The sequence below is a fragment of the Bacillus silvicola genome (assembly GCF_050524305.1).
In the GTDB taxonomy this organism is placed as follows: domain Bacteria; phylum Bacillota; class Bacilli; order Bacillales; family Bacillaceae_G; genus Bacillus_A; species Bacillus_A cereus_AT.
The window spans coordinates 878,594-900,000 of record NZ_JBNGVC010000013.1 but is presented as its reverse complement, the minus strand read 5'-3'; the positions used below and the strand labels follow the sequence as shown (position 1 = coordinate 900,000).

Here is a 21,407-nt window from a genome sequence, read left to right as displayed (position 1 = left end):
TGCCTTTTGTAGAATGAACCGGCGAGTTACGATCCCGTGCAAGGTTAAGTTGAAGAGACGGAGCCGCAGCGAAAGCGAGTCTGAATAGGGCGTTTAGTACGTGGTCGTAGACCCGAAACCAGGTGATCTACCCATGTCCAGGGTGAAGTTCAGGTAACACTGAATGGAGGCCCGAACCCACGCACGTTGAAAAGTGCGGGGATGAGGTGTGGGTAGCGGAGAAATTCCAATCGAACCTGGAGATAGCTGGTTCTCCCCGAAATAGCTTTAGGGCTAGCCTTAAGTGTAAGAGTCTTGGAGGTAGAGCACTGATTGAACTAGGGGTCCTCATCGGATTACCGAATTCAGTCAAACTCCGAATGCCAATGACTTATCCTTAGGAGTCAGACTGCGAGTGATAAGATCCGTAGTCAAGAGGGAAACAGCCCAGATCGCCAGCTAAGGTCCCAAAGTGTGTATTAAGTGGAAAAGGATGTGGAGTTGCTTAGACAACTAGGATGTTGGCTTAGAAGCAGCCACCATTTAAAGAGTGCGTAATAGCTCACTAGTCGAGTGACTCTGCGCCGAAAATGTACCGGGGCTAAATACACCACCGAAGCTGCGAATTGATACCAATGGTATCAGTGGTAGGGGAGCGTTCTAAGTGCAGTGAAGTCAGACCGGAAGGACTGGTGGAGCGCTTAGAAGTGAGAATGCCGGTATGAGTAGCGAAAGACGGGTGAGAATCCCGTCCACCGAATGCCTAAGGTTTCCTGAGGAAGGCTCGTCCGCTCAGGGTTAGTCAGGACCTAAGCCGAGGCCGACAGGCGTAGGCGATGGACAACAGGTTGATATTCCTGTACCACCTCTTTATCGTTTGAGCAATGGAGGGACGCAGAAGGATAGAAGAAGCGTGCGATTGGTTGTGCACGTCCAAGCAGTTAGGCTGATAAGTAGGCAAATCCGCTTATCGTGAAGGCTGAGCTGTGATGGGGAAGCTCCTTATGGAGCGAAGTCTTTGATTCCCCGCTGCCAAGAAAAGCTTCTAGCGAGATAAAAGGTGCCTGTACCGCAAACCGACACAGGTAGGCGAGGAGAGAATCCTAAGGTGTGCGAGAGAACTCTGGTTAAGGAACTCGGCAAAATGACCCCGTAACTTCGGGAGAAGGGGTGCTTTCTTAACGGAAAGCCGCAGTGAATAGGCCCAAGCGACTGTTTAGCAAAAACACAGGTCTCTGCGAAGCCGTAAGGCGAAGTATAGGGGCTGACACCTGCCCGGTGCTGGAAGGTTAAGGAGAGGGGTTAGCGTAAGCGAAGCTCTGAACTGAAGCCCCAGTAAACGGCGGCCGTAACTATAACGGTCCTAAGGTAGCGAAATTCCTTGTCGGGTAAGTTCCGACCCGCACGAAAGGTGTAACGATTTGGGCACTGTCTCAACCAGAGACTCGGTGAAATTATAGTACCTGTGAAGATGCAGGTTACCCGCGACAGGACGGAAAGACCCCGTGGAGCTTTACTGTAGCCTGATATTGAATTTTGGTACAGTTTGTACAGGATAGGCGGGAGCCATTGAAACCGGAGCGCTAGCTTCGGTGGAGGCGCTGGTGGGATACCGCCCTGACTGTATTGAAATTCTAACCTACGGGTCTTATCGACCCGGGAGACAGTGTCAGGTGGGCAGTTTGACTGGGGCGGTCGCCTCCTAAAGTGTAACGGAGGCGCCCAAAGGTTCCCTCAGAATGGTTGGAAATCATTCGTAGAGTGCAAAGGCATAAGGGAGCTTGACTGCGAGACCTACAAGTCGAGCAGGGACGAAAGTCGGGCTTAGTGATCCGGTGGTTCCGCATGGAAGGGCCATCGCTCAACGGATAAAAGCTACCCCGGGGATAACAGGCTTATCTCCCCCAAGAGTCCACATCGACGGGGAGGTTTGGCACCTCGATGTCGGCTCATCGCATCCTGGGGCTGTAGTCGGTCCCAAGGGTTGGGCTGTTCGCCCATTAAAGCGGTACGCGAGCTGGGTTCAGAACGTCGTGAGACAGTTCGGTCCCTATCCGTCGTGGGCGTAGGAAATTTGAGAGGAGCTGTCCTTAGTACGAGAGGACCGGGATGGACGCACCGCTGGTGTACCAGTTGTTCTGCCAAGGGCATAGCTGGGTAGCTATGTGCGGAAGGGATAAGTGCTGAAAGCATCTAAGCATGAAGCCCCCCTCAAGATGAGATTTCCCATAGCGTAAGCTAGTAAGATCCCTGAAAGATGATCAGGTTGATAGGTTCGAGGTGGAAGCATGGTGACATGTGGAGCTGACGAATACTAATAGATCGAGGACTTAACCATATAATATGTAGCAAATGTTATCTAGTTTTGAAGGAATATGCCTTCATAGTTTGGTGATGATGGCAGAGAGGTCACACCCGTTCCCATACCGAACACGGAAGTTAAGCTCTCTAGCGCCGATGGTAGTTGGGACCTTGTCCCTGTGAGAGTAGGACGTCGCCAAGCAAAAACCTAAGTCGTTTCGACTTAGGTTTTTTTATGTTTATTTTTATTTACCAAATGTTAAAATCCATAAATTGAATGAAGCTAAAGAAGAGAAAAGAATGAAATAGAGGCTGTTTAAAATAATGGCAATGATTTTTTGTGCTCCTGATTTTCCGAATGCTCCTAAAATAATACCTAAGATAGGAAGCATTAGTTCTATCATAAGTATATATTTAAAATAATGAGAGTAGAAAAAATGGGATGATATAAATAAGTATTCAATAACTACAGCAATTATCGCGATAGAGAAACATAAATAGGATAATAGCACAGTTATTTTTTTCACGGTTATTTCTCCTTAGAAATTAAATGATTATAATATAAGTTCTATTGATGTATAGAATACAAGAGTGTATATACTTTGGTTGAAACATACTGAAGTAAATTATACGTAAAATAGATCTCTAGAAATATATATTCTAATTCCCCTTTCTTCTTGCATATAGTTGCAATTCTTCTTTTGAATATAACTAAAACACGAACGTTATTGATTACTAATAAAAAAACATTCGATTATTTGTTGACATTGTTTATGAAATATTGTTAATATAGCCATAGAAACAATAATATATAAGACCTCATATAATCGCGGGGATATGGCCTGCAAGTCTCTACCTAACGACCGTTATTCGTTAGACTATGAGGGAAAGTCACTCGGTATTTTTCTATTCACAAGGGATACGTATGCCTGAGTAGAGCGCTTTCTCTCATAGTAAAAGAGAAACTGTTCTATTTCAGGCTTTTTTTATTTGAATCGGGGGGATTCTAATATGAAATCACTAGTTGGAGTCATAATGGGAAGCACGTCAGACTGGGAAACAATGAAATATGCTTGTGACATTTTAGATGAATTAAATATACCGTATGAGAAAAAAGTTGTATCCGCTCATAGGACTCCGGATTATATGTTTGAATATGCAGAGACAGCTCGTGAACGTGGATTAAAAGTTATTATTGCTGGAGCCGGTGGAGCAGCGCATTTACCAGGAATGGTTGCAGCGAAGACAAATCTTCCTGTAATCGGTGTTCCAGTTCAATCAAAGGCGTTAAACGGCCTAGATTCATTATTATCCATTGTCCAAATGCCAGGAGGTGTTCCAGTTGCAACTGTTGCAATTGGTAAGGCTGGTTCAACGAATGCTGGATTACTTGCTGCACAAATACTTGGATCATTTCATGATGATATACATGATGCATTAGAGTTGAGACGAGAAGCTATTGAGAAAACTGTGCGTGAAGGTAGTGAGCTAGTATGACGAGAATCATTTTACCTGGAAAAACAATCGGCATTATTGGAGGCGGCCAGCTTGGAAGAATGATGGCGTTGGCAGCTAAGGAAATGGGTTATAAAATCGCTGTTTTAGACCCTACAAAGCATTCACCATGTGCACAAGTTGCTGATAATGAGATTGTTGCATCTTATGACGATCTAAAAGCAATTCAGCACTTAGCAGAGATAAGCGACGTTGTCACATATGAATTTGAGAATATTGATTATAGATGTTTACAATGGCTTGAAAAACATGCGTATTTACCACAAGGTAGTCAATTATTAAATAAAACACAAAATCGCTTTACTGAAAAGAATGCAATTGAAAAAGCTGGTTTACCGGTAGCATCGTATAGATTGGTTCAAAATGAAAATCAACTTGCAGAAGCAATTACAGAGTTATCTTTTCCTTCTGTCTTAAAAACAACGACAGGTGGATACGATGGTAAAGGGCAAGTTGTTTTAAAGAGCGAAGCTGATGTTGTAAGAGCAAAAGAGCTTACTAATAAAGCAGAATGCATTCTAGAAAAATGGGTACCTTTTGAAAAAGAAATATCAGTTATTGTAATTCGTAGTGTAAGTGGTGAAACGAAAGTATTTCCTGTAGCAGAAAATATTCATGTGAATAACATCTTGCATGAATCTATCGTTCCAGCTCGCATTACAGAAGAGCTTTCTCAAAAAGCAATTGCTTATGCAAAGGTACTTGCGGATGAATTAAAACTTGTGGGAACACTAGCGGTAGAGATGTTTGCTACAGCTGATGGTGAGATTTACATTAATGAATTAGCACCAAGACCTCACAATTCAGGGCATTATACACAGGATGCATGTGAAACGAGCCAATTTGGTCAACATATTCGAGCAATCTGTAATTTACCTCTTGGAGAAACAAATTTGTTAAAACCAGTTGTCATGGTAAACATTTTAGGCGAACATATAGAAGGGGTCCTAGGACAAGTGAATAGACTAACCGGGTGCTATTTACACTTGTATGGAAAAGAAGAAGCAAAAGCGCAGCGAAAAATGGGGCATGTTAATATTTTAAATGATAATATTGAAGTCGCTCTAGAAAAAGCGAAGAGTTTGCATATTTGGGACCATCAAGAACAACTGTTGGAGGGAAAAAGATGATTAATCGTTATACACGCCCTGAAATGGGTGCAATTTGGACGGAAGAAAACAAATTTAAGGCATGGTTAGAAGTTGAGATTTTAGCTTGTGAAGCATGGGCTGAGCTTGGCGACATTCCAAAAGAAGATGTGAAAAAAATTCGTGAACATGCATCATTTGATATCGATCGTATTTATGAAATCGAAAAAGAAACACGTCATGATGTAGTTGCATTCACTCGTGCTGTATCAGAAACACCAGCATTAGGTGAGGAACGTAAATGGGTTCATTACGGTTTAACATCTACAGACGTAGTAGATACAGCATTATCTTACATCTTAAAACAAGCGAATGAAATCTTATTAAAAGACTTAGAAAACTTCGTTAGCATTTTAGCTAACAAAGCGAAAGAGCACAAATACACAATCATGATGGGGAGAACACATGGTGTTCATGCAGAACCAACAACATTTGGTTTAAAGCTTGGTCTTTGGTATGAAGAAATGAAACGTAACGTAGAGCGTTTCAAACAAGCTGCTGATACAGTTCGCGTTGGTAAATTATCTGGTGCGGTTGGTACATACGCGAATATTGATCCATTCGTAGAAAAATTTGTTTGTGAAAACTTAGGATTAGAAGCAGCACCAATTTCTACACAAACATTGCAACGTGATCGCCATGCTCATTACATGTCAACACTTGCACTAATCGCAACATCTATTGAAAAGATGGCAGTTGAGATTCGTGGTTTACAAAAGAGTGAAACACGTGAAGTTGAAGAGGCTTTCGCAAAAGGTCAAAAAGGCTCTTCTGCAATGCCACATAAACGTAATCCAATTGGATCTGAAAATATGACCGGTTTAGCTCGTGTTATCCGCGGTTATATGATGACAGCTTACGAGAATGTTCCATTATGGCATGAGCGCGATATTTCTCATTCTTCAGCAGAACGCGTAATTTTACCAGATGCTACAATCGCGTTAAATTACATGTTAAATCGCTTTGGTAATATCGTTAAAAACTTAACTGTATACCCAGAGAATATGAAACGCAATATGACAAGAACATACGGCTTAATTTATTCTCAGCGCGTAATGCTTACATTAATCGACAAAGGTATGGTACGTGAAGAAGCTTATGATATCGTACAACCTAAAGCGATGGAAGCTTGGGAAACACAAGTACAATTTAAAGAGCTTGTAGAAGGTGATGAGCGCATTACGAGCAAGTTAACGCAAGAAGAAATTAATGAGTGCTTCAACTATGAGCATCATATGCAACATGTTGATACAATCTTTGAACGCCTTGGATTAAACGAAGCGTAAAATTTCATATGGCACAGAATAGAGTCATTCTGTGCCATTCTTTATAAAAATATTATTCACATTTTTCAAACTACAGGGGGCTTGCGAAATGCAAAAGCTAGAATTGCTGTATGAAGGTAAGGCAAAAAGAATTTATCGTACAGAATCAGCAGATATGGTTTGGGTAGAGTATAAAGATAGTGCGACTGCTTTCAATGGGGAGAAAAAAGAGACGATTACAGGAAAAGGTCGTTTGAACAATGAGATTACAACTTTATTGTTCAGAAAGTTACAAGAAGTAGGAATTAAAACACATTTCGTTGAGAAGTTATCTGAAACAGAGCAACTTGTTAAAAAAGTGAGTATTATTCCTCTAGAAGTTGTCACAAGAAATGTAATTGCAGGAAGCCTTTCAAAACGATTAGGAATGGAAGAAGGAACTGTACTTGCAGAACCAATCGTAGAATTTTACTTCAAAGATGATGATTTAGGAGATCCGCTTGTAACGGAAGATCATATTCGTGTATTAAACGTTGCATCACCAGAGCAAGTAAGCGTATTACGAGATATGGCTCTACAAATCAATCAAGTATTGATTGAGCATTTCGCAAGCTGTCGTGTAAGATTAGTAGATTTCAAATTAGAGTTTGGTGTAACAGATGAGGGAGAAATTATTTTAGCGGATGAAATTTCACCAGATACTTGCCGTTTATGGGATGAAGCGAGCAATGAAAAGTTTGATAAAGACGTATTCCGTCGTGATCTTGGGAATTTAACAGAAGCATATGAAGAAATTTTAAAACGTTTAGGGGGAATTTCACATGTATAAAGTTAAGGTATATGTAACGTTAAGAGAAAGTGTATTAGATCCACAAGGAACAGCAGTAAAAGGGGCACTTCATAGTCTTTCATTTACAGAAGTACAAGACGTTCGAATCGGAAAGTACATGGAACTAACAATTGATAAATCAGTATCTGACCTTGATGCAAAGGTAAAAGAAATGTGTGAAAAACTATTAACAAACGTTGTAATGGAAGACTTCCGTTATGAAGTTGAGGAGGTTGTCGCACAGTGAAATTTGCAGTAATAGTATTTCCGGGTTCGAACTGTGATGTCGATATGTTCCATGCAATTAAAGATGAGCTTGGTGAAGAGGTAGATTACGTTTGGCACGATAGAGAGAATTTAGATGAATATGATGCAATTTTACTACCAGGTGGCTTCTCTTACGGTGACTACTTACGCTGTGGTGCTATTTCTCGCTTTGCTAATGCAATGAAAGCAGTGCAAAAAGCTGCTGAGCAAGGAAAGCCGATTTTAGGTGTATGTAATGGATTCCAGATTCTTGTTGAATCGGGATTACTACCAGGAGCATTAATGAGAAACGAAAACTTAAAGTTTATGTGCCGTACGGTTCAGTTACGTGTTGAAAATAATGAAACTATGTTTACATCACAATATGAAAAAGATGAAGTAATCAATATTCCAATTGCACATGGTGAGGGGAATTACTATTGTGATGAAGCAACTCTTAAACAATTAGAAGAGAATAATCAAATCGCATTCCGTTATGTAGAAAATCCGAATGGAAGCGTTTCAGATATTGCTGGTATTGTAAATGAAAAAGGGAATGTACTTGGTATGATGCCACACCCAGAGCGTGCTGTAGATGAATTACTTGGCGGTGCTGAAGGGTTAAAAGTCTTTCAATCTATCTTAAAACAGTGGAGGGAAACATATGTCGTTAATGCTTGAACCAAATCCAACACAAATTAAAGAAGAACGCATATATGCGGAAATGGGGCTAACAGACGAAGAGTTTGCCATGGTTGAAAAGATTTTAGGCCGTCTGCCAAATTATACAGAAACAGGATTATTCTCTGTTATGTGGTCTGAACATTGTAGTTATAAAAATTCGAAGCCAGTACTTCGTAAATTCCCAACGACGGGTGAGCGCGTTCTGCAAGGACCTGGAGAAGGTGCTGGAATTGTAGACATCGGTGATAATCAAGCGGTTGTATTTAAAATGGAAAGCCATAACCACCCTTCTGCAATTGAACCATATCAAGGAGCAGCAACAGGCGTTGGCGGTATTATTCGTGATGTATTCTCTATGGGAGCACGTCCGGTAGCTCTATTAAACTCACTTCGCTTCGGTGAATTACAATCACCACGTGTGAAATATTTATTCGAAGAAGTAGTAGCAGGAATTGCAGGATACGGTAACTGCATCGGTATTCCTACTGTTGGCGGCGAAGTACAATTTGATCCATGTTATGAAGGAAATCCACTTGTAAATGCAATGTGCGTAGGTTTAATTAACCATGAAGATATTAAAAAAGGGCAAGCGCACGGTGCTGGTAATACAGTAATGTACGTAGGAGCATCAACTGGTCGTGATGGTATTCACGGTGCAACATTCGCATCTGAAGAGCTATCTGAAAGTTCAGAAGCGAAACGTCCGGCAGTTCAAGTAGGAGATCCATTTATGGAGAAACTTCTTATTGAAGCGTGTTTAGAACTTATTCAGTCTGATGCACTTGTTGGAATTCAAGATATGGGCGCAGCTGGTTTAACATCATCTTCTGCAGAAATGGCAAGTAAAGCAGGAATGGGTATTGAAATGTACTTAGATGATGTACCACAGCGTGAAACAGGAATGACACCATATGAAATGATGCTATCTGAATCACAAGAGCGTATGTTAATTGTTATAAAAAAAGGTAGAGAGCAAGAAATAGTAGATTTATTTGAGAAGTATGGTCTTGCAGCAGTTACGATGGGGAAAGTAACGGAAGACAAAATGCTTCGTTTATTCCATAAAGGTGAAAAGGTAGCTGAAGTACCAGCAGATGCTCTTGCAGAAGAAGCACCAATTTATCATAAACCATCAAAAGAAGCAGCATACTTTGCTGAGTTCCAGCAGATGAAAATGGAAACACCAAAAGTAGAAGATTATAAAGAAACGTTATTCGCTTTACTACAACAACCGACAATTGCAAGTAAAGAGTGGGTATATGATCAATATGATTATCAAGTACGCACAAGCACAGTTGTTACACCAGGTTCAGATGCAGCGGTTGTACGTGTGCGCGGTACAGAAAAAGGATTAGCAATGACGACAGATTGCAACTCACGCTATATTTACTTAGATCCAGAAATGGGCGGGAAAATTGCGGTAGCAGAGGCAGCTCGTAATATCGTATGTTCTGGCGGAGAACCACTTGCAATTACAGATTGCTTAAACTTTGGTAACCCAGAAAAACCAGAGATCTTCTGGCAAATTGAGAAATCAGTAGACGGTATGAGTGAAGCTTGTCGCACATTACAAACGCCAGTTATCGGCGGAAACGTATCGATGTATAACGAGCGTAGTGGTGAAGCGGTATATCCAACACCGACTGTTGGTATGGTTGGTCTTGTACATGATCTAAAACACGTAACAACACAAGAATTTAAGCAAGCTGGCGATTTAGTTTACGTAATCGGAGAGACGAAAGCTGAGTTTGGTGGAAGTGAATTACAGAAAATGGTCCACGGCAAAATTTTCGGCCAATCACCAAGTATCGATCTAGATGTAGAATTAAAACGTCAAAAACAAGTATTAGAAGCAATTCAAGCTGGCCTTGTTCAATCTGCACATGATGTTGCTGAAGGTGGTTTAGCAGTTGCAATTTCTGAAAGTGCAATTGGTGCTAACGGTTTAGGTGCTAATGTGAAATTAGACGGAGAAGCAACGGCAGTATTATTTGCGGAATCACAATCTCGCTTCGTTCTAACTGTAAAACGTGAAAATAAAGAAGCATTCGAGAAAGTCGTTGAAGCAATTCAAGTTGGAGAAGTGACAAATACAAATGAAGTAACAATTAATAATGAAGAAAATGAAGTATTACTTACAGCAAATGTAGACGAAATGAGAAAGGCTTGGAAAGGGGCAATCCCATGCTTGCTGAAATAAAGGGGTTAAATGAAGAATGTGGCGTTTTCGGAATTTGGGGGCATGAAAATGCAGCACAAGTTTCGTACTACGGATTGCACAGTTTGCAGCACCGTGGGCAAGAGGGCGCAGGCATTGTTGTAAATAATGGGGAAAAAATCATCGGTCACAAGGGGTTAGGTTTAATATCAGAAGTGTTTTCAAGAGGTGAGCTAGAAGGATTAAACGGGAAATCAGCAATCGGACACGTACGATATGCGACAGCAGGTGGAAGTGAAGTTGCTAACGTTCAACCATTATTATTCCGTTTTTCTGATCATAGTATGGCATTAGCTCATAACGGAAATTTAATTAATGCAAAGATGCTTCGTCGTGAATTAGAGGCAGAAGGAAGTATTTTTCAAACAAGTTCAGATACAGAAGTACTTTTACATCTCATTAAACGTAGTACAAAAGATTCTTTAATTGAAAGTGTAAAAGAGGCTTTAAATAAAGTGAAAGGTGCGTTTGCATATCTTTTACTAACTGGAAATGAAATGATCGTTGCGTTGGATCCGAATGGATTCCGTCCTCTTTCAATTGGAAAGATGGGGGATGCTTACGTTGTAGCATCAGAAACATGTGCTTTCGATGTAGTGGGTGCTACATATATTCGCGATGTAGAACCTGGTGAATTACTTATCATCAATGATGAAGGAATTCATGTAGATCGTTTTACAAATGAAGTAGATCATGCAATTTGTAGTATGGAATACATTTACTTTGCACGTCCGGATTCTAATATTGCAGGTATTAACGTTCATGCAGCACGTAAAAATATGGGGAAACGTTTAGCGGCAGAAGCTCCTATTGAAGCTGATGTTGTTACTGGTGTACCAGATTCTAGTATTTCAGCTGCGATTGGCTATGCGGAGGCGACAGGCATTCCGTATGAGTTAGGATTAATTAAAAATCGTTACGTTGGACGTACATTTATTCAACCTTCTCAAGAACTGCGCGAGCAAGGGGTAAAGATGAAGCTTTCCGCAGTAAGAGGTGTAGTTGAAGGGAAACGAGTTGTTATGATTGACGATTCTATCGTAAGAGGAACGACAAGTAAACGAATTGTTCGTATGCTTCGCGAGGCTGGAGCGACAGAGGTTCATGTAAGAATCGCTTCACCACCTCTGAAATATCCATGCTTCTATGGTATTGATATTCAAACGAGAAAAGAATTAATTGCAGCAAATAATACAGTAGAAGAAATACGTGAAATAATCGGAGCAGATTCTTTAACATTTTTAAGCGAAGATGGATTAGTAGATGCAATTGGACGTCCATATGAAGGGAAATATGGCGGCCTATGTATGGCTTACTTCAATGGAGACTATCCAACAGCACTTTATGATTATGAGCAAGAGCTTTTAGAAAGTATGAAATAAGAAGAAAAAAGCTTCTACCTCTTTTGATGTAGAAGCTAGCTTCTTTCTTAAAACGGCCGCCCTGGATGGGGAGAAATTAAAAGACGAGGTGTAAATAACGATGGCGAATGCATATAAGCAAGCAGGAGTAGATATTGAAGCTGGATATGAAGCGGTATCTCGCATGAAAAAACACGTACAAACAACAATGAGAAAAGAAGTACTAGGCGGTTTAGGCGGTTTTGGAGGTATGTTTGATCTATCAAAATTTGCATTAGAAGAACCTGTATTAGTATCTGGAACAGATGGCGTGGGAACAAAATTAATGCTCGCTTTTATGGCAGATAAACATGACACAATCGGTATTGATGCAGTAGCAATGTGTGTAAATGATATTGTTGTCCAAGGAGCAGAGCCGCTTTTCTTCCTTGATTATATTGCTTGTGGTAAAGCTGAACCTAGTAAAATTGAAAACATCGTCAAAGGTATATCAGAGGGCTGTCGCCAAGCTGGTTGTGCATTAATTGGTGGAGAAACAGCTGAAATGCCAGGAATGTATTCTACGGAAGAGTATGATTTAGCTGGTTTTACAGTTGGGATTGTTGATAAAAAGAAAATTGTAACAGGTGAGAAAATTGAAGCTGGTCACGTATTAATTGGATTAGCATCTAGCGGTATTCATAGTAATGGTTACTCTTTAGTACGAAAAGTGTTACTAGAAGATGGAGAGCTATCTTTAGATCGTATTTACGGACGCTTAGAGCTACCTCTTGGTGAAGAATTATTAAAACCAACGAAAATTTATGTCAAACCTATTTTAGAACTATTGAAGAAACATGAAGTATACGGTATGGCGCATATTACAGGTGGCGGATTCATTGAAAATATTCCACGTATGTTGCCAGAAGGAATTGGTGCTGAAATTGAGCTAGGAGCTTGGGAAATTCAGCCGATCTTCAGTTTACTTCAAGAAGTTGGAAAACTGGAAGAGAAAGAAATGTTCAATATTTTTAACATGGGTATTGGTATGGTAGTAGCGGTGAAGGAAGAAGATGCAAAAGATATTGTTCGTCTTCTTGAAGAGCAAGGCGAAACAGCTCGTATTATTGGACGCACTGTACAAGGTGCTGACGTTACTTTTAACGGGAGCACAGAACTATGAGTAGATTAGCAGTTTTTGCTTCTGGAAGCGGCTCTAACTTTCAATCTCTCATTAATGCGGTAGAAGAAAAAAGATTGGATGCAGATATTAGTTTATTAGTATGTGATAAACCAGAGGCACGCGCTATTGGACGGGCACATTATCACCATATTCCGTGTTTCGCCTTTTCAGCGAAAGCATATGAGTCAAAAGAAGCATTTGAAAAAGAGATATTAAAGAAGCTAGAAGAATATGAAATTGATTATGTTATTTTAGCTGGCTATATGCGTTTAATCGGGCCGACTTTACTAGAAGCGTACGGCGGGAAGATTATTAATATTCATCCATCACTACTACCGAGTTTTCCAGGTAAAGATGCTGTCGGTCAAGCGTTAGAAGCAGGTGTGAAAGTAACTGGAGTAACGATTCATTATGTAGATGCAGGTATGGATACAGGTCCGATTATTGCGCAAGAAGCAGTAGTTGTTTCTGAAGGGGATACGAGAGAAAGTTTACAAAAGAAAATTCAACAAGTTGAACATAAATTATACGTAAATACAGTGAATCAAATTGTTCAGTCTGTGAAAGAACCAACTGTTAACTAACATACAACCAGGGGTGAAGGATAAATGAAAAAGCGTGCATTAGTAAGTGTTTCAGATAAAACAGGAGTAGTAGAATTTGTTAAAGGCTTACTTGAACAAGGGATCGAAGTTATCTCAACAGGTGGTACGAAAAAATTACTAGAAGAAAACGGTTTACAAGTAATCGGTATTTCTGAAGTAACTGGTTTCCCAGAAATTATGGATGGCCGTGTAAAAACATTACATCCAAATATTCATGGTGGTCTATTAGCCGTTCGTGATAATGAAACACATGTAGCGCAAATGAATGAATTAGGCATTCAACCAATTGACTTTGTTGTTGTTAACTTATACCCATTTAAAGAAACAATCGCTAAGCCTGATGTAACATTTGCTGATGCAATTGAAAATATTGATATCGGTGGCCCAACAATGATTCGCTCTGCTGCGAAAAATCATAAATTTGTCTCGGTAATTGTAGATCCAGTAGATTATGATGTTGTATTAGCAGAACTGAAAGAGAACGGCGAAGTAAAAGAAGAGACGAAACGTAAATTAGCAGCGAAAGTATTCCGTCATACAGCAGCATATGATGCGTTAATTTCTAACTACTTAACAGAACAAATGGGTGAAGAAAGTCCAGAAACGTTAACTGTGACGTTTGAGAAAAAGCAAGACTTACGTTATGGAGAGAACCCACATCAAAAGGCTACTTTCTATAAAGCACCATTTGCTGCAACTTCTTCAGTTGCATATGCAGAACAATTACACGGTAAAGAATTATCTTATAACAATATTAACGATGCAGACGCAGCGCTTAGCATCGTAAAAGAATTTACAGAACCAGCAGTAGTGGCGGTAAAACATATGAATCCATGTGGTGTTGGAGTAGGAACTGATATTCATGAAGCATACACACGTGCTTATGAGGCAGATCCAGTATCAATTTTTGGCGGTATTATTGCAGTTAATCGTGAAATTGATAAAGCTACAGCTGAAAAGTTACATGAAATTTTCTTAGAAATTGTTATCGCACCTTCGTTCTCGCAAGAAGCTTTAGAAGTGTTGCAAAGTAAGAAGAACTTACGTTTACTAACTGTAAATATTGAAAAAGCGACAAGTGCAAGTAAAAAATTAACTTCTGTACAAGGTGGACTTCTTGTTCAAGAGGAAGATACGTTATCATTAGATGAGAATACAATTTCAATTCCAACGAAACGTGAACCGTCAGAGCAAGAGTGGAAAGACTTAAAACTAGCTTGGAAAGTTGTAAAGCATGTGAAATCAAATGCAATTGTTTTGGCGAAAGATGATATGACAATTGGTGTCGGTGCTGGACAGATGAACCGTGTAGGTTCTGCAAAAATCGCAATTACACAAGCTGGCGAAAAAGCACAAGGTAGCGCACTTGCATCTGATGCTTTCTTCCCAATGCCAGATACAGTAGAAGAAGCAGCGAAAGCAGGTATTACAGCAATTATCCAACCGGGTGGATCAATTCGTGATGAAGATTCTATTAAGATGGCAGATGAGTATGGGATTGCGATGGTGTTCACTGGCGTACGTCATTTCAAACACTAATAGAGGATGTTTAAAAAGTCCGGTCAAGATAACTGTCGCATGTCGTCGTTGCATTGCCAGTGCGGTACTCATGTAGGAAAACTACACTCCGTGTCCTCCTGTCGAATGCGCCTCGACCTGCTCGGTTCTCTTGATCCTCCTTTTTAAACTTATATTGATAAGGGTGTTTAAAAAGTCCGGTCAAGATAACTGTCACATGTCGTCGTTGTATTGCCAGTGCGGTACTCATGTAGGAAAACTACACTCCGTGTCCTCCTGGCAAATGCGCCTCGACTTGCTCGGTTCTCTTGATCCTCCTTTTTAAACTTACAGTGATAGAAAAAGCAAACTAGGAGCATAGCTTCTAGTTTGTACTTATTTAATTATTGGGGGATGAAATATGAATGTTTTAGTAATTGGTCGCGGTGGGCGTGAGCACGCTTTAGCTTGGAAATTTGCACAATCTGAAAAGGTAGAAAAAGTATATGTAGCACCAGGTAATGAAGGTATGCGAGATGTCGCAACACCAATTGATATTGATGAAAATGATTTTGATGCATTAGTCTTATTTGCCAAAGAGAATAATGTTGAATTAACTTTCGTTGGACCTGAAATTCCGCTTATGAACGGAATCGTGGATCGTTTTAAGGAAGAGGGACTTCGTGTATTTGGTCCTAATAAAGCAGCTGCTGTTATTGAAGGTAGTAAAGCTTTTACGAAGGAATTGATGAAAAAGTATGATATTCCAACTGCGGCATATGAAACTTTTACAGACTATGAAGAAGCGGTAAAGTATATTCAAAAAGTTGGTGCACCGATTGTAATTAAGGCAGATGGTTTAGCTGCTGGTAAAGGTGTAACAGTAGCAATGACGCTTGAAGACGCATTACAAGCTGTGAAAGAAATGCTGCAAGATGTGAAATTCGGTGAAGCAAGCAAGAAGGTCGTTATTGAAGAGTTTCTAGATGGACAAGAATTTTCATTAATGGCATTCGTGAATGGAACAACCGTACATCCGATGGTAATTGCTCAAGATCATAAACGCGCTTTTGATGGGGATAAAGGTCCAAATACAGGCGGAATGGGTGCATATTCTCCAGTACCACAAATTCCAGAATCAGCAGTTCAAGAAGCGATTCAAACAGTATTACACCCAACTGCCAAGGCGATGATTGCAGAAAACCGTTCGTTTACAGGTATTTTATACGCAGGTCTTATTTTAACAAATGATGGTCCAAAGGTAATTGAATTTAATGCACGCTTTGGTGATCCTGAAACAGAAGTTGTATTACCTCGCTTAGAAAACGATTTAGTTGATGTATGTAACGCTGTATTAGATGAAAGTGAATTAAAATTACAATGGTCAGAAGAAGCGGTAATCGGTATCGTACTGGCTTCTAAAGGATACCCAGAAGCATATAAAAAAGGTGATATTATTAGCGGACTAGATGCGCTGCAAGATGTGATTGTTTTCCATGCGGGTACAGCGATGAAACATGGAGACTTTGTAACAAACGGTGGCCGTGTGCTATTTGTTGCTTGTAAGGCGAATAGTTTACAAGAAGCGAAAGACAAAGTATATAAAGAAATCGGTAAAATTGAGAGTGATGGTTTATTTTATCGAAGTGATATAGGATATCGCGCAATTGGGCATGAGATGACGAGAAGCTAATATGAAAATCCCGCTGATTTCTCAGCGGGATTTTTTATTCATCTTTATCTTTTTTCAATTTCCCTTTTTGCTTTGCCATTTCTCGAAGCAAATACTCGATGTGTGCATTGACGCTACGAAACTCATCATTCGCCCATTTTTCGATGACTGCGTGTAATTCAGGATCAATACGTAATGGAAAGCTTTTCTTTTTAGCCATAATTATTTACAACCTTTTAATATAGGCTTCCTGTATTAATAACTGGCTGCGCACCTTTATCTGAAACGATGGCAACTAATAAGTTGTTTACCATATTTGCTTTACGCTCGTCATCGAGTTCCAGCACGCCTTCTTCATCTAACATATGGATTGAATCTTTCGCCATCTTCACAGCACCTTCAACAATCTCTTTTCTAGCAGCTAATACTGCTTTTGCTTGTTGACGTTGTAGCATTGCATGGGCAATTTCTGTTGCGTAAGCTAAATGTGTTAAACGAGTTTCTAATACTTCTACGCCAGCGATTTCAAGGCGGGCTTCTAACTCACGTTTTAATTCTTCAGAGATTTCTTCAGTATTTCCGCGTAACGTAATGCAAGTTTCATCTTGAAAATTATCATAAGGATATTTTGTTGCAACGTGGCGGATTGCCGTTTCGCTTTGAATTTCTACGAATCGATCGTAATGCTCAACACCAAACATTGCTTTTGCAGAATCAACAACTTTATATACGATAACGGCTGCAATTTCAATTGGATTTCCCTCAACATCGTTTACTTTTAATTTCTTACTGTTAAAGTTTTCAACACGTAACGATACAGTTTGACGGAATGCGAATGGAATTGTTAAAAATAAACCGTTTTGACGAATTGTTCCTAAATAATTACCGAAAAACGTAATGACTTTCGCTTGGTTTGGTTGAACAATACCAATACCTGTAGCGAGAACCGCTGCTAAAATAATTGTTAATGCTGCTACTATAAAAATTTCTTGGACAAGGCAAAATACACCGATAGCAGCTAAAATCAAAATCCCGATAATACCGAGAAAACCATTTACATAAAAAACTTGTTTTTCTTTCATATGATCGCCTCCTGATATAAAAATGATATCACTTTTATATCATTTTACGCAAGGGGTTTACACCTAATTTTCTGAATTTTAGTGATTGATGTTTTTTATGTATGTTTTAGGGGGGAGAATAAGAATGTACGTTCTGTTTTGTGGTAAAATAAAGAAGACTTAACCGCCCACTGCAGCAGCTAAGTCTCTTTGAGAGCATCTTGCATCGTGACAAATGATTCAAAGCGGCTTTGCCAGGATTAATTCTTCAATCGCTGACTCAATCTCTTTGTCAGAAGTGTCATAACTTCCATTTGACTTTGGTTTGTCATGACTGGAAGTTTGATTCACTTCTTCTTTAGCATGTCCTTTTTCAGTAAAATTCATGCTAGGCATTTTAAATGCGCCCATATTCATATATTTTCCAAACTTACATGCTTCAACGATAGGGCAGAAACGAACGATGCCCTCTGCAATTTTCATGGCACCAATCCATAGCAAAACTTTAGACCAAGTGCACCGAGGTTTACGTACGAGTTTAGCTGTACTACAACCGAAGAGGATAAGTCCGAGTGTGATTCGAATTAGAGCACTAATTGTACCGATGTTTTGCTTCATTAGAAAAACACTCCTTTTTGATGAACTTCGAAATAGAAATACTATTTCATTTGTTAGTATTCCATATAAGTTTTTTGATATGTAATCCAACATTTAACGTTGAAAAAGATGTTGGAATGGGCGTGTGTGTAAGTAGCTTTTTTTGTTATAATGAAAGAATGCATAAAAGGGAGCGCGAAACTTGGCTCGCCTTTGTGAACAGATATAGTAGAAGAATTTCAAAAATCTTAATAAAAACTAACTGCTTTTTTGAGCAGGGATATAGATATGATTAGAAAAAAGAAAGGGTGTTTTCATGTACGATATTTCCAAATGGAAACATGTATTTAAGCTTGATCCAAATAAGGAGTTAAGTGACGAACATTTAGAAATGATTTGTGAGTCTGGAACAGATGCTGTTATTGTAGGCGGAAGTGATGGCATAACAATTGATAATGTACTACACATGCTAGTTAGCATTCGTAGATATGCAGTACCTTGTGTGTTAGAGGTTTCTGATGTGGAAGCAATTACACCAGGATTTGATTTTTATTATATCCCAAGCGTTTTAAATAGCCGAAAGGTGGAATGGGTAACAGGTGTTCATCATGAAGCTTTGAAAGAATTTGGGGATATTATGGACTGGGACGAAATTTTCATGGAAGGGTATTGCGTTTTAAATCCTGAAGCGAAAGTAGCCCAGCTTACAGATGCGAAATGTGATGTAACAGAAGATGATGTGATTGCATACGCGCGTTTAGCAGACAAGCTATTACGTTTACCGATATTTTATTTAGAATATAGCGGTACGTATGGCGACATTGAACTTGTTAAAAATGTAAAAGCAGAATTAAAACAAGCGAAGTTGTATTATGGCGGCGGTATTTCTAATGCAGAACAAGCGAAAGAAATGGCGCAGTATGCTGATACAGTAGTTGTTGGAAATATTATTTATGATGATATAAAATCCGCGTTAAAAACAGTTAAAGCAGTAAAAGGAGAGTAGGTGCAGGCGTATATGAGTACGACAGATAGGTTATTAAATGGTTTAAATCCGCAACAACAAAAAGCAGTACAAACAACGAATGGACCACTTCTATTAATGGCAGGTGCCGGTAGTGGTAAAACACGTGTGTTAACACATCGTATTGCGTATTTACTTGGTGAAAAAGGTGTAGCACCATGGAATGTACTAGCTATTACCTTTACAAATAAAGCAGCTCGTGAAATGCGCGAGCGTATCGATACACTTGTCGGACCAGAAGCAGAAGATATTTGGATTTCTACGTTCCACTCTATGTGTGTACGTATTTTACGACGTGATATCGATCGCATTGGTATTAATCGTAACTTTACAATCTTAGATTCAGGCGATCAGTTAACTGTAGTCAAAAAAATTATGAAAGAGCGCAATATTGATCCGAAGAAATTTGAGCCGCGCTCTATTTTAGCTGGTATTAGTAATGCCAAAAATGAATTGTTATCTGCAGATAAATATGCGAAAAAAATTACAATCGCTGATCCATATGAAAAATTAACGAGCGATGTATATACAGAATATCAAAAACGTCTTTTGAAAAATAATTCATTAGACTTTGACGATTTAATTATGACAACGATTCAGCTATTTGAACGTGTTCCAGAAGTACTAGAGTTTTATCAGCGTAAGTTCCAATACATTCACGTGGATGAGTATCAAGATACGAACAAAGCGCAGTACCTTCTTGTTAAACATTTAGCAGCACGTTTTAAAAATTTATGCGTTGTAGGTGACTCAGATCAGTCTATTTACCGCTGGCGTGGTGCGGACATTTCTAACATTTTGTCATTCGAAAAAGACTATGAGAATGCGCAAGTTATTCTATTAGAACAAAACTATCGTTCGTCACAAAATATTTTAAATGCAGCGAATGCTGTTATTGAAAAAAATTCAAACCGTAAACCGAAGAAATTATGGACAGACAATCAAGTTGGAAGCAAAATCTCGTATTATCGTGCTGCAACAGAAAAAGACGAGGCGTATTTTGTTGCGAAAAAAATTCGTGACGATATTCAAATGGGGAAACGAAAATATACTGATTTTGCAGTGTTATATCGTACAAATGCCCAGTCTCGTATGGTCGAGGAAATTTTCCTGAAATCTAATATTCCTTACAAAATTGTCGGCGGTACTAAGTTCTACGATCGTAAAGAGATTAAAGACATTTTGGCGTACTTACGTTTAATTGGGAATCCAGATGATGAGATTAGTTTCGCACGTATTATTAACATGCCGAAGCGCGGAATTGGTGCGACTTCTATCGATAAAATTATTAATTACGGTGTACAAAATGGAATTTCATTAACTGCTGTATTCGATGAGATTGAACATGTTGGAGTAAGCGCGAAAATTACAAAGGCAGTAAAAGAATTCGCAGGTTTATTACACAACTGGGTAAATATGCAAGAGTATTTATCTGTTACAGAATTGGTTGAAGAAGTTATTGAAAAGACAGGCTATCGCGACATGCTGAAAAATGAGCGTACTTTAGAAGCAGAAGGTCGTTTAGAGAACTTAGATGAGTTTTTATCTGTTACGCAAACATTTGAATCTCAAAGCGAAGATAAGAGCCTTGTTGCATTCTTAACAGACTTAGCGCTTGTTGCTGATATTGATCGTGTAGATGAAGATCCAACTGCTGGTGAGGAAGTTATTTTAATGACGATGCACTCGGCGAAAGGATTAGAATTTCCAGTTGTCTTTATTGTTGGTTTAGAGGAAGGGATATTCCCACATACTCGTTCTCTGATGGAAGAAGATGAAATGCAAGAAGAACGTCGTCTTGCTTATGTAGGTATTACTCGTGCAGAAGAAGAATTATATTTATCCAATGCACAAATGCGTACTTTATTTGGTAGAACAAGTATGAACGCATCATCTCGATTTATTACAGAAATTCCGGCAGAACTAGTGGAATCATTAAATGAAACAGCGCCGAAGCGTGAAACTTCGTTTGGGGCAAAAGGAAGAACGAAAAGTACAACAACAAGTACAACAACAACACGTTCTCGTTCAGCTTTCGTACGTCCTGCAGCTAAGACAACGGGCGGCGAACAAATCGGCTGGGCAGTAGGCGATAAAGCTTCCCACCAAAAATGGGGAGTCGGTACAGTTGTAAGTGTAAAAGGTGAAGGTGATGCGAAAGAATTAGATATTGCGTTCCCAAGCCCAATTGGTGTTAAACGTTTATTAGCAAAATTCGCACCTGTGACGAAACAATAGGAAAG

At 39.4% G+C, this 21,407-nt stretch carries 18 protein-coding genes, 2 rRNA genes and 1 riboswitch (1 of these 21 cut by a window edge); of the genes, 16 read left to right on the top strand and 4 right to left on the bottom strand.

Going from position 1 to position 21,407, the window contains the following annotated elements:
- Nucleotides 1-2,317, top strand: a 23S ribosomal RNA gene (locus ACP6L7_RS26730); it begins 605 nt to the left of the window's first position.
- 49 nt (nucleotides 2,318-2,366) lie between these two features.
- A 5S ribosomal RNA gene (gene rrf / locus ACP6L7_RS26725) occupies nucleotides 2,367-2,482 on the top strand.
- A gap of 43 nt (nucleotides 2,483-2,525) precedes the next feature.
- On the opposite strand, the gene ACP6L7_RS26720 is transcribed toward rrf, so the two are convergent.
- Nucleotides 2,526-2,807, bottom strand: a complete 282-nt coding sequence (locus tag ACP6L7_RS26720) for a hypothetical protein (RefSeq protein ID WP_097829015.1) — start codon at nucleotides 2,805-2,807, stop codon at nucleotides 2,526-2,528.
- Between the two features lie 272 nt (nucleotides 2,808-3,079).
- Nucleotides 3,080-3,181, top strand: a riboswitch (purine riboswitch).
- Nucleotides 3,182-3,291: 110 nt separating this feature from the next.
- Between ACP6L7_RS26720 and purE the strand changes: the two genes are divergently transcribed.
- The 12 genes from purE (at nucleotide 3,292) to purD (ending at nucleotide 16,503) form a co-directional block, all read left to right on the top strand.
- The gene (purE, locus tag ACP6L7_RS26715; RefSeq protein WP_002010008.1) at nucleotides 3,292-3,777 is read left to right on the top strand and encodes a 5-(carboxyamino)imidazole ribonucleotide mutase; all 486 of its coding nucleotides are present in this window, start codon (nucleotides 3,292-3,294) and stop codon (nucleotides 3,775-3,777) included.
- A complete protein-coding gene (gene purK / locus ACP6L7_RS26710) occupies nucleotides 3,774-4,925 on the top strand; it encodes a 5-(carboxyamino)imidazole ribonucleotide synthase (RefSeq protein ID WP_097829014.1) in 1,152 nt (383 codons plus the stop codon). Before purE ends, purK begins: the two co-directional genes overlap by 4 nt.
- Nucleotides 4,922-6,229, top strand: a complete 1,308-nt coding sequence (gene purB / locus ACP6L7_RS26705; RefSeq protein WP_097829013.1) for an adenylosuccinate lyase — start codon at nucleotides 4,922-4,924, stop codon at nucleotides 6,227-6,229. The genes purK and purB overlap by 4 nt, the downstream gene beginning before the upstream one ends.
- 88 nt (nucleotides 6,230-6,317) lie before the next feature.
- Entirely contained in the window at nucleotides 6,318-7,037 is a 720-nt protein-coding gene (purC, locus tag ACP6L7_RS26700; RefSeq protein WP_071747188.1) for a phosphoribosylaminoimidazolesuccinocarboxamide synthase, read from the top strand.
- A complete protein-coding gene (gene purS, locus ACP6L7_RS26695; RefSeq protein ID WP_000278821.1) occupies nucleotides 7,030-7,284 on the top strand; it encodes a phosphoribosylformylglycinamidine synthase subunit PurS in 255 nt (84 codons plus the stop codon). Before purC ends, purS begins: the two co-directional genes overlap by 8 nt.
- Nucleotides 7,281-7,964: a phosphoribosylformylglycinamidine synthase subunit PurQ gene (gene purQ / locus ACP6L7_RS26690; RefSeq protein WP_000666771.1), complete on the top strand. Its 684-nt coding sequence runs from the start codon at nucleotides 7,281-7,283 to the stop codon at nucleotides 7,962-7,964. The genes purS and purQ overlap by 4 nt, the downstream gene beginning before the upstream one ends.
- Nucleotides 7,948-10,167, top strand: coding sequence for a phosphoribosylformylglycinamidine synthase II (gene purL, locus ACP6L7_RS26685; protein WP_097829012.1), 2,220 nt, complete (start codon nucleotides 7,948-7,950; stop codon nucleotides 10,165-10,167). Before purQ ends, purL begins: the two co-directional genes overlap by 17 nt.
- Nucleotides 10,152-11,567 carry an amidophosphoribosyltransferase gene (purF, locus tag ACP6L7_RS26680; RefSeq protein WP_000879018.1) on the top strand — a complete coding sequence of 472 codons (1,416 nt, stop codon included), beginning with the start codon at nucleotides 10,152-10,154 and terminating at the stop codon, nucleotides 11,565-11,567. The genes purL and purF overlap by 16 nt, the downstream gene beginning before the upstream one ends.
- A gap of 100 nt (nucleotides 11,568-11,667) precedes the next feature.
- The gene (gene purM, locus ACP6L7_RS26675) at nucleotides 11,668-12,708 is read left to right on the top strand and encodes a phosphoribosylformylglycinamidine cyclo-ligase (RefSeq protein ID WP_097829011.1); all 1,041 of its coding nucleotides are present in this window, start codon (nucleotides 11,668-11,670) and stop codon (nucleotides 12,706-12,708) included.
- Nucleotides 12,705-13,292 carry a phosphoribosylglycinamide formyltransferase gene (gene purN, locus ACP6L7_RS26670; protein WP_097829010.1) on the top strand — a complete coding sequence of 196 codons (588 nt, stop codon included), beginning with the start codon at nucleotides 12,705-12,707 and terminating at the stop codon, nucleotides 13,290-13,292. Before purM ends, purN begins: the two co-directional genes overlap by 4 nt.
- A 24-nt stretch (nucleotides 13,293-13,316) precedes the next feature.
- Nucleotides 13,317-14,852: a bifunctional phosphoribosylaminoimidazolecarboxamide formyltransferase/IMP cyclohydrolase gene (gene purH / locus ACP6L7_RS26665; RefSeq protein ID WP_097829009.1), complete on the top strand. Its 1,536-nt coding sequence runs from the start codon at nucleotides 13,317-13,319 to the stop codon at nucleotides 14,850-14,852.
- Between the two features lie 379 nt (nucleotides 14,853-15,231).
- The gene (gene purD, locus ACP6L7_RS26660) at nucleotides 15,232-16,503 is read left to right on the top strand and encodes a phosphoribosylamine--glycine ligase (RefSeq protein WP_097829008.1); all 1,272 of its coding nucleotides are present in this window, start codon (nucleotides 15,232-15,234) and stop codon (nucleotides 16,501-16,503) included.
- A 34-nt stretch (nucleotides 16,504-16,537) separates the two neighbouring features.
- Here the strand turns inward: purD and ACP6L7_RS26655 are convergent, their stop codons facing one another.
- The 3 genes from ACP6L7_RS26655 to ACP6L7_RS26645 all read right to left on the bottom strand — a co-directional run bounded on the left by ACP6L7_RS26655 (nucleotide 16,538) and on the right by ACP6L7_RS26645 (nucleotide 18,161).
- On the bottom strand, nucleotides 16,538-16,702 hold the full coding sequence (locus tag ACP6L7_RS26655; RefSeq protein WP_001085172.1) for a type II toxin-antitoxin system antitoxin: 165 nt from the start codon (nucleotides 16,700-16,702) through the stop codon (nucleotides 16,538-16,540).
- A 16-nt stretch (nucleotides 16,703-16,718) separates the two neighbouring features.
- A complete protein-coding gene (locus ACP6L7_RS26650; RefSeq protein WP_025150171.1) occupies nucleotides 16,719-17,564 on the bottom strand; it encodes an SPFH domain-containing protein in 846 nt (281 codons plus the stop codon).
- Between the two features lie 219 nt (nucleotides 17,565-17,783).
- On the bottom strand, nucleotides 17,784-18,161 hold the full coding sequence (locus ACP6L7_RS26645) for a YgaP family membrane protein (RefSeq protein ID WP_097829007.1): 378 nt from the start codon (nucleotides 18,159-18,161) through the stop codon (nucleotides 17,784-17,786).
- A 295-nt stretch (nucleotides 18,162-18,456) separates the two neighbouring features.
- Here ACP6L7_RS26645 and pcrB point away from each other — a divergent pair, with 295 nt between their 5' ends.
- Both pcrB and pcrA read left to right on the top strand, forming a co-directional pair.
- A complete protein-coding gene (gene pcrB / locus ACP6L7_RS26640; RefSeq protein WP_097829005.1) occupies nucleotides 18,457-19,146 on the top strand; it encodes a heptaprenylglyceryl phosphate synthase in 690 nt (229 codons plus the stop codon).
- Between the two features lie 12 nt (nucleotides 19,147-19,158).
- Nucleotides 19,159-21,402, top strand: coding sequence for a DNA helicase PcrA (gene pcrA / locus ACP6L7_RS26635; protein ID WP_128856113.1), 2,244 nt, complete (start codon nucleotides 19,159-19,161; stop codon nucleotides 21,400-21,402).
- Nucleotides 21,403-21,407: the final 5 nt, after the last annotated feature.

Bases quoted from the DNA above. Each gene is read 5' to 3' on its own strand.
- purE (WP_002010008.1), top strand. From the start codon at position 3,292: ATGAAATCACTAGTTGGAGTCATAATGGGAAGCACGTCAGACTGGGAA.
- purK (WP_097829014.1), top strand. From the start codon at position 3,774: ATGACGAGAATCATTTTACCTGGAAAAACAATCGGCATTATTGGAGGC.
- purB (WP_097829013.1), top strand. From the start codon at position 4,922: ATGATTAATCGTTATACACGCCCTGAAATGGGTGCAATTTGGACGGAA.
- purC (WP_071747188.1), top strand. From the start codon at position 6,318: ATGCAAAAGCTAGAATTGCTGTATGAAGGTAAGGCAAAAAGAATTTAT.
- purS (WP_000278821.1), top strand. From the start codon at position 7,030: ATGTATAAAGTTAAGGTATATGTAACGTTAAGAGAAAGTGTATTAGAT.
- purL (WP_097829012.1), top strand. From the start codon at position 7,948: ATGTCGTTAATGCTTGAACCAAATCCAACACAAATTAAAGAAGAACGC.
- purF (WP_000879018.1), top strand. From the start codon at position 10,152: ATGCTTGCTGAAATAAAGGGGTTAAATGAAGAATGTGGCGTTTTCGGA.
- purM (WP_097829011.1), top strand. From the start codon at position 11,668: ATGGCGAATGCATATAAGCAAGCAGGAGTAGATATTGAAGCTGGATAT.
- purN (WP_097829010.1), top strand. From the start codon at position 12,705: ATGAGTAGATTAGCAGTTTTTGCTTCTGGAAGCGGCTCTAACTTTCAA.
- purH (WP_097829009.1), top strand. From the start codon at position 13,317: ATGAAAAAGCGTGCATTAGTAAGTGTTTCAGATAAAACAGGAGTAGTA.
- purD (WP_097829008.1), top strand. From the start codon at position 15,232: ATGAATGTTTTAGTAATTGGTCGCGGTGGGCGTGAGCACGCTTTAGCT.
- ACP6L7_RS26655 (WP_001085172.1), bottom strand. From the start codon at position 16,702: ATGGCTAAAAAGAAAAGCTTTCCATTACGTATTGATCCTGAATTACAC.
- ACP6L7_RS26650 (WP_025150171.1), bottom strand. From the start codon at position 17,564: ATGAAAGAAAAACAAGTTTTTTATGTAAATGGTTTTCTCGGTATTATC.
- ACP6L7_RS26645 (WP_097829007.1), bottom strand. From the start codon at position 18,161: ATGAAGCAAAACATCGGTACAATTAGTGCTCTAATTCGAATCACACTC.
- pcrB (WP_097829005.1), top strand. From the start codon at position 18,457: ATGTACGATATTTCCAAATGGAAACATGTATTTAAGCTTGATCCAAAT.
- pcrA (WP_128856113.1), top strand. From the start codon at position 19,159: ATGAGTACGACAGATAGGTTATTAAATGGTTTAAATCCGCAACAACAA.